At 41.8% G+C, this 12,019-nt stretch carries 6 protein-coding genes; 4 read left to right on the top strand and 2 right to left on the bottom strand.

The genetic code is table 11. The features are described 5' to 3' along the window. Positions 1-111 precede the first annotated feature (111 nt). Positions 112-2,781 carry a hybrid sensor histidine kinase/response regulator gene (locus OCU77_RS22470; RefSeq protein WP_107302570.1) on the top strand — a complete coding sequence of 890 codons (2,670 nt, stop codon included), beginning with the start codon at positions 112-114 and terminating at the stop codon, positions 2,779-2,781. Positions 2,782-2,952: 171 nt separating this feature from the next. Here the strand turns inward: OCU77_RS22470 and OCU77_RS22465 are convergent, their stop codons facing one another. Further along, positions 2,953-5,841, bottom strand: a complete 2,889-nt coding sequence (locus OCU77_RS22465) for a PAS domain-containing hybrid sensor histidine kinase/response regulator (protein WP_048897442.1) — start codon at positions 5,839-5,841, stop codon at positions 2,953-2,955. Then, entirely contained in the window at positions 5,838-6,869 is a 1,032-nt protein-coding gene (locus tag OCU77_RS22460) for a cytochrome-c peroxidase (protein WP_244915161.1), read from the bottom strand. Before OCU77_RS22460 ends, OCU77_RS22465 begins: the two co-directional genes overlap by 4 nt. A 465-nt stretch (positions 6,870-7,334) precedes the next feature. Here OCU77_RS22460 and OCU77_RS22455 point away from each other — a divergent pair, with 465 nt between their 5' ends. The 3 genes from OCU77_RS22455 (at position 7,335) to OCU77_RS22445 (ending at position 11,967) form a co-directional block, all read left to right on the top strand. Beyond that, positions 7,335-8,111, top strand: a complete 777-nt coding sequence (locus tag OCU77_RS22455) for an efflux RND transporter periplasmic adaptor subunit (RefSeq protein ID WP_048897443.1) — start codon at positions 7,335-7,337, stop codon at positions 8,109-8,111. A 2-nt stretch (positions 8,112-8,113) separates the two neighbouring features. Further along, positions 8,114-11,125 (top strand): efflux RND transporter permease subunit, encoded by a 3,012-nt coding sequence (locus OCU77_RS22450; RefSeq protein WP_048897444.1) that lies wholly within the window; start codon positions 8,114-8,116, stop codon positions 11,123-11,125. Positions 11,126-11,346: 221 nt separating this feature from the next. Next, complete coding sequence (locus OCU77_RS22445) at positions 11,347-11,967, top strand: LysE family translocator (protein WP_107302572.1); 621 nt, start codon at positions 11,347-11,349, stop codon at positions 11,965-11,967. Positions 11,968-12,019: the final 52 nt, after the last annotated feature.

Genomic DNA, 12,019 nt, shown 5'->3' with positions numbered 1-12,019 from the left:
ATTATTTACCATTCATCCTGAATTAGTCCTAATATTGATGATAGTTGACACTTGTGTAACTACAAATAGACATTCAAAAAAGGTGTCAAGGTTCACGTTCAAGGAGAAGATATGAGCCTACTGAATCGCATTTCGATTAAATCGAGGCTGCTCGTACTGGTTATTCTACCGCTTGGTTTTATGAGTTTTTTCGCAGGGTTAGAGATCCAAAGCCTCTATCAAAACGTTAGTACGTTAAACATGCTTAATACGCGTGTGAGTCTATTGGGTGAGACTTCTGCGTTCATATCTGATGCGCATTTAATGAAAATTAAAATGCAAAATGAGACTTTGAGTCCAAATAGTGATTCTATGTCAAATGATCTTAATGAAAGTATCACTAAGATACGGTTACTCATCCCTGATGCTTTTACAGATAAAGAAGCAAAGTCGGTTAATATCGTGCTGGATGATTTGTCCGATGCTGTTTCTGAGTTTTCAGAAACACAAAAAGAAGACTTGTTAGATTGGTCAACATGGATAGATGAAACGCTAATCAGCATTTTAACCAGCCTAGAAAAGTCCCCCCTGGCAATCAATAATGAAAAAGTGGAACAAAACCTCGGCGTTTTATATCAACTTAATTGGTTATCGATGTGGTCTCAGCAAGAGAATTGGTATATTCGCCAGCTATTACTCATGCCGGATATGACCGATGAACTCAAACCTGAGTTAGTCAGTGTGATTCAAAATCAGCAGCTTTATATCGATCGCTTTATTTCTATTAATGCTGATCCTCAGCAAATTGAATTACTGAAAAAGACATTTTCTGATCCCGCTTTTGCCAACAGTTATATTTTACGGGAAGGTCTACTCGGTGATGGTGTGTCTCAAGATATGGTGAGCCTTGGATTAAAAGCACTGGATGAACGCTATAACTTGATTCAATTTGTTGTTGGAAAAGTGAGTCAGCAATTAGTGTCTGAGATCCATACAACAATCGCTGATGCCAAAGTGAAAATGGGGATCCTTGCGAGTGCCATTTTGCTGGCATTGATAGTGTTGACTATTTTAGGGGTGAATTTAGCGAAACGCATCATTCAATATTTGGGACGCGTTATTAAAACCATGTCGAAAATTGAAGAGTCGAGCGATACCGTGGTAAAAGTGATGGAAGATGGGCGCGATGAGTTCACCATTTTCACCCAAAAGTTGAACCTATTGATAGATGAGCGATACCACAATCAAGCCAGAATGCTGCAAGCAAAAGATGAAGCTGAGAAAGCCAATGTGGCTAAAAGTGCCTTCCTTGCCAATATGTCCCATGAGATCCGAACGCCTCTTAATGGCATTATTGGGATGTCGTCAATTTTATCAGATACCGACCTTAATCCTTCTCAGTCTGAATACCTGCAAATTATCGAAACGTCTTCACAAACCTTATTGTTACTGATTAACGATATTTTGGACCTGTCCAAAATTGAATCAGGTAATCTGGTTATCGCCCCAACAGAATGTAATGTACGCGAAGTCGCTTACGACACCATGTCGATTGTGATGGCAAAAGCGTCGGAGCAGAACTTAGCCCTGAAAGTGGATATTGCACCTGATGTCGCGGCGCTAACCATGATTGATGAACACCGATTGCGTCAGGTATTGATGAACCTGATGTCGAATGCAGTAAAGTTTACATTATCAGGTTCAGTGACCTTATCTGTTACGCAGCAAATGAAAGAGAACGGCCAAGCAGCGATTCGATTTGCAATCATAGATACAGGTATCGGTATTGCGAAAGACAAGCAAGCTCAAGTGTTTGCACCATTTACACAAGAAGATGGATCAATTACTCGTCAGTTTGGTGGTACAGGCCTAGGCTTGGCCATTTGTCGCCAGCTTGTTGAATTAATGGATGGTGACTTAGCGTTAGATTCTGAAAAAGGTAAGGGCAGTACTTTCCATTTCACGATAGATGTTGATGTCGTGAAAGCACAAGCACCTAAAGTTGCAAGTTTACAAAATGTGAAGACGTTAATTGTGACTAATGAGGTGGAGTACGCAGATGCGTTGAGAGTGCAGTGTGTTGAGCATGGTTTAGCCGTCGATGTTGAAACTGTGATGAGTAATGCTGAGCGGGCTTCAAATTACTATGACTTAATCTTGTTCTGTCAGGGATCACTGATCCGTACAATTGACACCATTGCTGAAATAAAAGCCGTAAAATCACCGGCTGCCGTGGTGGTATGTACCAGCCACAGTGATGAACAATACGATTTTGGTACTCATATTGATGGTGTCATTAGTGCGCCGTTATTTGGGCGACGTTTGATTAAAGCAACCAGCCAAGCCTTGAAGAAAGTGCAAGAGTACCACAAGAAAATTCAAGCAGAGCAAGGTGTGCTCTCAGACGAAGAAGTCAGTGTGAAAGATGTTGTATTGGTTGTTGAAGATAACCTTGTTAACCAGAAAGTTGCCTCACTGTTTTTGAAGAAGGCGGGTTATGATTTTGAACTCGCCAATAACGGTCAGGAAGCTGTTGATGCGATAACACAAGGGAAGCAGTTCAAAGCTATTTTGATGGATTGCATGATGCCGGTGATGGATGGTTTCTCGGCAACAGAAGCTATTCGTGCTTGGGAAGGCAAAAATGAAAAAGATCGCTTACCGATTATAGCGTTAACTGCGAGTGTGCTCGATCAAGACATCGACAAGTGCTTTGAAGCGGGTATGGATGATTATGTGGCTAAGCCATTTAAGAAAGAGATCTTGTTAGATAAGCTCGATAAATTGAATGAAGTTGCATAGTTGAGTGTGATGCCATAAGCCTCCGCCGTGATAACACGCAGCGGAGGCTTTTTGCTTTCATTGTCCAGCCGAAAGAATGAATGTTCATAGACCCCTCCCCATTTAGAAAACTAAGAATGCCGAATTGACTGCTTAAATCAGTAGGAGCTATGGCCTGTTATTCATGAAAATTCAGTTATTGTTCTTTTGAGTGTCCTTACTTATTTCACTATGCATTAATCGAGAAGCTTGGTGAATATTCACCTCAAGCAAGTTAATCAGTTGCTGTAAGGCATGAATGTTTGGGAGCTGATTGTTATTGGTCTGCTTCGTGATCTCTGTTGCTGAAGTGATTAAACGAAGTATAGAGAAGTTTATGCCTAACGTTTTAATTGATAGAACGTGCGAGTGAATAAGCTCAATATTGTGCGCACTATAAGCAATAATAAGCGAACTAATACTTTCTTCGGCGCACTCGATAAAGTGCTGTAAGTTGTCATTGATGCTTGTGTGACCGCATGGTTGGTTCATAGTTACAAGGTTAATCTCAGCTTCTGTTGTAGCAAGTTCTGTGATCGCAGCTTGCGTATGTCGAGTGAGTGCGATTACTTTGGTGTTCGTTGTCGATGTGGGTGTTTGGTTTTCCATTATTGTCGGTAAATGTTGTTGAATAGCATCAATGAAACCTTGTTCTTGAATCGGTTTAGTTAAAACGTAATTAGCCCCTGCTTGAATGAAATTGTCGTGTGCTTCTTGGAATATATCAGCGGTACAAGCAAAAATAACCGTAGAGAGTCTTAGCTGTTGACGTATAGCTTGAGTGGCGGTGACCCCGTCCATGACGGGCATGTGGTTGTCCATCAGTATTAAATCAAAGCTATCTTCTTTCAATCGCTCTAAGGCAAGCTGTCCATTTTCCGTAACGCTGGCTCGGTGCCCTTGGCGCTCACAAAATGTTTTAGCGACTAATGCATTAATTTTGTTGTCCTCGACAATCAATATGTTGAGCGCTTGCTGTTGGTGGCGACTTTCAGTGTTGTTATGGCTGACTTTTCCACTGAGTCGCTGGTGGGCCTCTTTGTTTGTATCATGCTCACGATTGTTAGAGGAATGATTATGGCTCTCGTTATCGAATGGCAAAGGCTGTGACGAGGCATGCTCAATAGTTGTTTCCAACGCAATGGTCACTGTAAATTCAGTGCCTTTACCTAATTCGCTGTAGGCCGAGATATGTCCGTTCATCATCTCAACGAGTTGCTTAACTATGGCTAAGCCAAGGCCAGTTCCACCGTACTGTCGGGTAGTGGAAGACTCTGCTTGCGTAAATGGGTCAAAAATATTCGCAAGGCGTTCTTCGCGAATACCGATACCGGAATCTTTTATTTTCATGACGACACCTTGTTGGCTGTTTGCCGTTAAAGTGTGTTTAAAAGATAGGTTGATACTGCCTTGGTGAGTAAATTTTACCGCATTGCTAATAAGGTTGAAGATGATCTGTCTGATCCGTGACTTATCACCAGTAAAAAGTGCATTGTGGTTGAGCTCGTTTTCAATAATTAATTCGAGACCTTGGTCGGTACAAATTTGATTGTAGGTGTGAGCGATAGGGTTGATAACATCGTTAAATTTAAATTGAGCACATTCTAATTCCAGCTTATTTTCTTCAATTTTTGAGAAGTCCAAGATGTCATTGAGCAACGAGAGAAGATGTTCGCCAGATTCGAGTAACACTTGGATCTGCTTATGATGTTCTTGGTTTTGAATGTTGCTCTCGATGATTTGTGCCATACCAAGTATGCCATTAAGGGGAGTACGTAACTCATGGCTCATGGTGGCAAGGAAAGTGGATTTTGCTTTATTTGAGACCTCAGCAAGCTCAGCTGCAGCAGCGAGATCTTGTTCAAGCGCTTTACGCTTAGTACTATCGCGTTCGACAGCAATAAAGCTCTGTAGGTTACCATTGGCATCGAACGTTGGGTTTATTGCGATATCTATCCAGTATGGGGTGCCATCTTTGTGATAATTAATCAGTTCAGACTCGATGGATTCTCCTTTTTTGAGTGCATCAGAAATTCTGGTGACTTCATCTTGGCTTGTATCTTTTCCCTGTAAAATATTCCCTGGTTTTTGGCCTATAACTTCTGTGATAGCGTACCCTGATAGTGCTAAAAAACTGTTATTGACCCAAGTGGTGTAGCCATCTTTATCTGTAATAACGATAGCATCTTGGGCGTGTTCAGCCACTAAAGCCAGTGTCGACTTTTCTTTTTCGGATGCAGCGAGCTCCTGCTTGATGGCTAAGGTTTGCAATAAGCGCTCGCGTAACTGTAAATAAAAATAAGCAGCAATGCTTAGAGCAAATAACAACATGGTGATGAAGGCATGTTGCTTAATTGTTTCCGACTCTTCTAGCCAGTATCTGTTTTGTTTCGCTAGCTCTTCTTTCACTCCGTTGGTAGAAATGTCTTTTTCTTTTTGAGTACTTTCATCTTTGATCCGTTCGCGAAAAGAGATGTAGTTTACAAGGCTGCGGAAGGTCAGGTTATTTTGGAGTGCTTCACTGGGTGCTCTTGTTAGTGCCCCTTTAAGCGTGAGCTCTGAAACATACAGTTTGTCTTCTGCACTTACTAGGCTATCTAATAGCGTTTCTTCTAACAGTAATGTCGTTAATGTTGAGTATTCATTAGATACTTTTAATCGCAGTAAAGTTTCAAGATCAGCGACAAAAGTTGAAATACTGGTATTAATTTCTTTTGCTTGGTTGATAACATCATTGGTACTGATCACCATACGTTTGAGCCAATGACTTCGGTTAGATTGTAGCCCCGTGTAGAGGGCATTGGCTTCCACTTCGGCATGAACTAGCTGCAAAGAATAGCGGTCATAGGCTTTATGATCTTGATGATTAAAGTAATAGAGCTCTTCCTGAGCTTTGATGACATCGTTGGTGAGTGACAAATAGGCGCGTTGATATTGATCGACTTGATGGCTTTTAGTGATGATGAATACCAAGTAAAGAGCAAGGCTAGTGACAGTAATAATGATAAGCAGGCTGAGTTTATGATTTGCTGTTTTTGTCATTGAATTAACTCCTCAAGCACTGCGGGCTTCGGGGCGGTTAAAGCGTTTAAAAAAGCACTGATTTCTACGATTGTCATCGGGCTTAACTCTTGCCCTAGCTGTACCCGCGCCATCACAATGATGGCCTCTTCAAGTGTTGTTGTATTTCCATCATGGAAATAGGGTGCTGTGATTGCCACGTTTCGAAGGCTTGGAACCCGAAAAACATGACGATCATTTTCATCACCCGTAATTTCGAATCGCCCTAAGTCGGCATTGGCAAGTGATCCAAATTGTGCTTCGAGCGAGGTGATATTGCCGAATTTCTGGAAAAGATTGCCGCCTATATTTTGCCCTTGGTGGCAGTAAACACAGCCGAGTTGTTGGAATTTTTTCCAACCATGTTGAGCAACTTGCGAAATGGCTTGGCTATCTCCTTTTAAGTAACGATCAAAAGGGGCATCGGGTGTAACTAAGGTGTTCATGAAAGAGATGAGTGCATGTTTGACACTTTGTTCAGAGATATTGCCGTTATAGGCTTGGGAAAAGCGTGTTTGGTAGTATTCAGACTGGCTAAGAAAATGAATAATGTCGGGCCAATTGCTATCCATTTCGAGAGGATGATGAATTGGACCATCAATTTGTTGTTCTAAACTCGCTGCTCGTCCATCCCAAAAAAAACGAGAATTGAGGCTGATATTAAACACGGTTGGAGAATTACGTTTTCCTTCACCGTTGACCCCAATGGATGTGGGAATAGTTTCAGCACCATTGGTAAAAATATGATGGCAAGATTCACAGCTGACTTCACCGTTTGATGACAATCTCGGTTCAAGAAAAAGTTCAAGTCCGAGTTTAGCTTTATCTTTATCTTTTATTTCAACGTGTTCAATAGCACTAATCGCAGTAGAAAGGAAAGCGACTTCTTTGTTGAAGTGGGATGAGGGCTGCTCACTGAAGATGGGCTCTCGGAAAGTGAAGAACAGATATAGGCTACTGATGATGACAATAAAACACGGTATGATCCAACGTAATGATACATATTGCACAGCAAATCCCTTTATAACTAACACTTCCTATTTTTAGTGTAGCAAGTGAAAGCAGTTGCATTGTTTTTTTGGCTTGTTTTCTAGCCCCCTGCTCACAAGAAGTATGCATAACGTCAGGGAGAGAGCTAAAACGAATGAATAAGTGCTAGATGTTTAACCTTTAATGGAAGTTAATTCATTGCTTAACTAATAATATTCCGTATTTTGTTTTTTATGAATGGTATTTGTAATGTCATAAAATAAGATAGGTGTTAATTATCTTTATGTTAATTAACTTTATCTGCGAAATATTGAAAAGCACTGTATTTTAAAGCTGCTTCAACTCTCATAATTATACTTTATTGCAATGTAATAAATTCGAACGAGTGTTAGTTCATATTGCGTTCATTTTACATACGGTACCCTATTCTGAAAGTTTGTTTTTATTGATTTTTTCAATTTACCAAGGAAGACTAGGAAATTGTCATGAATAAATATCTAAAATATTTAGGGGTTATTACTTTATTTGTCATTAGTCCATTTGCAGCGTCTGAAGACTATGCAATGGGCAGCCTTGTACCCGTTAGAAGTGTTACTGTGAGCAGTGAAGTAACAGGTGTTGTTGATAAATTTGAGAAGGAGGTAGGTGATAGCATTGCGCTAGGCGAAGTGCTTGTTAAATTGTCAATTGAAGATAACGCATTGAATGTTAAGCTTGCTAAAGCTGAGCTTGGAGTAAGTCAGCATGAATTGACTACGCAAGAGAAGCAACTTCAACGCTTTTCATCGCTATATAAAACTAAGGGTATTTCGGCGAGTGACTACGATGAACAGCATCGTAAAACGCGGCTAAGCCGAGCGCAGGTAGAAGTTGATAAAATAAAACTTGCAATGGTGCAACGAGAAAAAGAAAAATCTGAAGTTAAGGCTCCATTTTCGGGGGTTATTTTAAAAAGAAATATTGAACTGGGCCAATATATTCCATCAGGAGAAAAACTCTACACGCTAGTGGATATGAGTCAGGTCAAAGTACAGTTTTATTTATTAGAGTCAGATGTTATGAGTACGCAAAAGGGGGATAGCGTTAACGTTATTATTCCTGCTCTCAATAATAAATCAGTGAAAGGGTATGTTGATATTTTATCGCCAGCATTTGAAGCGGATGACCCAGGGTTTTTAGTTGAAGTAATTATTGATAATACTCAAAGTGAACTTAAACCGGGTATGCAGGCGCGTGTTGAAATTGCTGAACAAGGAGTATAGCAATGCAATATTTGTTAACGCTGCTTAGCCAGCGTCGTTTGGCCGCAAAACTGTTAACGTTAGTGCTGATTGTGTTGGGATTATTTGCACTGACTCAGCTGCCTCTAGCTGAAAAGCCTCGTTTTGATATGGGGGAAGGCTTAATCATAACCGAGTACCCAGGTGCATCTGCGTCAGACGTTGAAAGTAATGTCACCAGTAAACTGGAGAAAGAGTTACTGTCTATTTCTGGTATCAAAGAGTTTCATTCCGTATCGGAAGCGGGCCTATCTGAAATTGAATTTCGATTAAATACCGGTATCGCCGATCCAAATGTCGTATATCAAGATGTCCGTGATGCGCTGGCAAGGGTCTCAGATCTTCCTCTTGGTGTGACTGAATCACCAAAGTTGTCAGTAGAGAAATCATACAGTTTAGACTTTATGGTCGTCGGTATCAGTAGTGACTTGCCCTATGAGCAGCTGCGCGCTCGTGCGAAAAGCGTAGAGCTTGCACTTAGACGGGTTGAAGGGATTGGTCAGGTTTATCCTATTGATTTACGTGAGCCCGAATTTTTAATTAATTTAGAGCCGACTCAGTTACAGCGCTATGGCCTGACGGTTGATGAAATCGCGCAGTTGATCGCAGAAAGAAATGTGCTGATAAGTGGTGGACGGTTAGCGCTTTTACAGGATAACCCAGAGCTGATTACCGTTGCTGAGTTGGATAATATTGAGAAGCTGGCGGACATGTTCATTGGCTTCAAACCCAACATTCAGCTTAAAGATGTTTCAGGGGAAATAACCAGTGCATTTGAAAAAGCATCAGCGTATGGCTCTTTAAATGGTCAGAAAAGTATTCTTTTCGATCTTCGGACTGATCAGCAAGCGGATGTTTTAAAAACCTCCAACGATGTCCGTAACTTATTAGCAGGAATGGAACGTCAGTTTGGTGCTGATTTTTCGCTTGATGTTGGGTTTGATCTTGCGAATGAAATTCAGGCGAAGTCTGATATTGTTCGTAATAATGGGTTAGTTGGTTTAATTCTAGTCTTGGTTGTGCTCGCTCTGTTTCTTGAAAAGCGCATTGCTTTTTGGGTCGCAGTGTCTATTCCTGTGTGTTTACTCGGCACCTTAGCGGTGTTACCTGCGTTAGGACAAATTCTTGATGCCTATACATTATCAGCTCTGATTTTGATTATCGGGATCATCGTTGATGATGCTGTTGTCGTCAGTGACAAGATCATTGCGTTTGTTGAAGAAGGTTTTCCAATTGAAGAAGCGGTTGTGAAGGGGATCAAAGCCGTATTTCCTGCTATCACTGCCAGTATTCTCAGTACCATGATTGCCTTTATTCCTTTGTTGTTCTTGCCTGGGGACAGCGGTCAAATGATGTATGTCATTCCACTGACCGTTATTGTTGCTTTGTGTTTCTCCTTTGTGGATGCCTTGTTTTTTATACCTGCTCATTTGCAAGGTGTATTGACGAATAACACGCAATGGGTGAGTAAACGCAAAGAAAACTTCCGCCATGTGAATCATGCGATTGAATGGGTACTTACCCAGCGCAAGCGAGTGCTGAGTATTGCCGTAATATTGTGTGTGGGTGTGGGGGGCTTTTCTTATCAGCAACTTAGCTATTTATTTTTCCCTGAAGATGGCGCCTATTTAATTGAAGTGTCTGCAGAAACCGACCCTGAATTATCCTTGGATCAAGCGTGGCAACGCACTCAACAACTAGAAGCCTTAATCGGTGAAACCGAAGAAGTTTCGAGCTGGTACGGCGAAGTGGGGACTCCCAATAGTTATTGGATTATCTCATTAACGCCTGTTAATGATCGTGACAGAACGGCGGATGACATTGTTGAAGAGTGGGAAGCGGCGGGGGAAGGAATTGCAGGCCTTGCTCAAATTGAATTTGATATTGACGGTGGTGGACCACCTGCGGGACGACCTGTTGATATCAAAGTGGTTGGTGGGAGTGATGAGGGACGCAATGCGTTGGCTGATGATCTTGTCGCTTTCCTTGAAACTGTCCCTGGGACGAAACGGGTGAACCGCGATTTGCACGATAGCCAGCCGCGGGTAGAAGCTCAGTTGGAATACCAGTGGCTAAATTATTACGGTATTACAGCCGCTCAAGTTGGTGGTGTGATCAAGTACGCTGTTGAAGGTGAACGGGTCTCGCGTATTTTTAACGGTGAAGAGGAAGTCTTTTTTCGCGTTAGCTTAGAAGAAGACGATAAAACGTTAGACGAGCTTAATAACCTGATGGTGCGTGCTAGTGATGGATCGCTAGTGCCGCTAAGTAAGTTGATCCGTTGGGTAGACACCACATCGGCATCGCAAATCACACACTATAACGGTGAGCGAGTGATACGAGTGTCATCGGGGGTTGATGCAGCATTGACGGATCCAAGCTCAGTATTTGAACAGGTTGAAATACAATTTGCGGGTAAAGACTATGAAGGCGCTCGTTTAGTGGCGGCAGGTCAAATCTTTGAAACCGCACAAGCTGAGCAAGGGTTCGCTGTGGCAATCTTAATGGCATTAGCAGGGATCAGCGTATTATTGTTGTTACTGTTTGACCGAGTGATCGAAGGGTTGTTAGTGCTTTTAGTTGTGCCTTTTGGTGTCAGTGGGGCATTGTTTATTTTGTTCTTGCATAATCAAGTGCTCAGCTTTTTCTCTATCATTGGGATGATTGCGCTGATTGGGGTGATGGTGAATAACAGTCTAGTGCTTATTTGGCATTTTCGTTCCACTCTTGCAGAGCTGGACCACGATAATGTCATGGCATTCATTATTAAAGGCACGAAAAGTCGTGTAAGACCAATCATATTAACGACTATCACAACTGTCGTGGGTTTGGTTCCCTTGGCTTATGGACTTGGCGGTTATGATAATTTCATGTCACCGATGGCCTTGGTTGTTGGTTGGGGCTGTGTGATTTCAATGTTGGTGACGCTGCTCATTATTCCTGCGCTGTATGGTTATGTGCTTGAATGGAAGATTCGCCATAACCGTTCTTTATAATAACGGCCATTATAAAAGACGCCTCTTATTGTAAGACGCGTAACGAGAAAGTGCCGCTTTATACTGCATGTGTAAAGCGGCATTTTTACAGGCGTTTTTCCCCTGCTGATTTCCCCCTGCGTGTTATAAGGCTGTGTATTGATATACCTCTTAGCTATTGGTTAACAAGTGAAATATGGTTACAGTGGTGCTAGTAACTCGTTACTTGCAGGAGCATAAGATTGGAATATGGCGTGTTGTTGGTGTTTATACCAACCTTCTTTTTTGTGTCGATAACCCCCGGCATGTGCATGACATTGGCTCTAGGTTTGGGCATGAGTATTGGATTTCGCAGAACCCTGTGGATGATGCTTGGTGAGGTAGTGGGTGTTGCCCTTGTTGCTATTAGCGCAGTATTGGGTATTGCGGCTGTTATGATCAAAATGCCTTGGCTGTTTGTGGTGTTTAAAACCGTTGGCGCTATGTATCTGGCCTATCTTGGTCTACAAATGTGGCAGTCGAAAGGCAAAATGGCACTGAGTGATGATAATTTACAGACATCACAATCATCGAATTTAGGGTTAGTAGCCCAAGGCTTTATTACAGCGATAGCCAACCCGAAAGGGTGGGCATTTATGATTTCATTATTACCCCCTTTCATTAATTCAAAGCTAGATTTTGCGCCGCAGTTGGCGTTGCTTGTTGGCATTATTATGATCTCTGAGTTTGTTTGTATGTCGATTTATGCCAGTGGTGGAAAGGCATTACGGCGATTATTGATGAATCAACAAAACGTCAAAACCATGAACAGAATCGCGGGAAGTTTGATGTTTGGTGTCGCAATTTGGCTACTCATGAGCTAACAAAATATAGTTTAGCCGCTGAGTCGTGAATATTTAGTGTGTTTGTAATCAG

The sequence above is a fragment of the Photobacterium swingsii genome (assembly GCF_024346715.1).
GTDB lineage: Bacteria > Pseudomonadota > Gammaproteobacteria > Enterobacterales > Vibrionaceae > Photobacterium > Photobacterium swingsii.
This window is presented reverse-complemented; position numbering and strand designations above follow the sequence as displayed.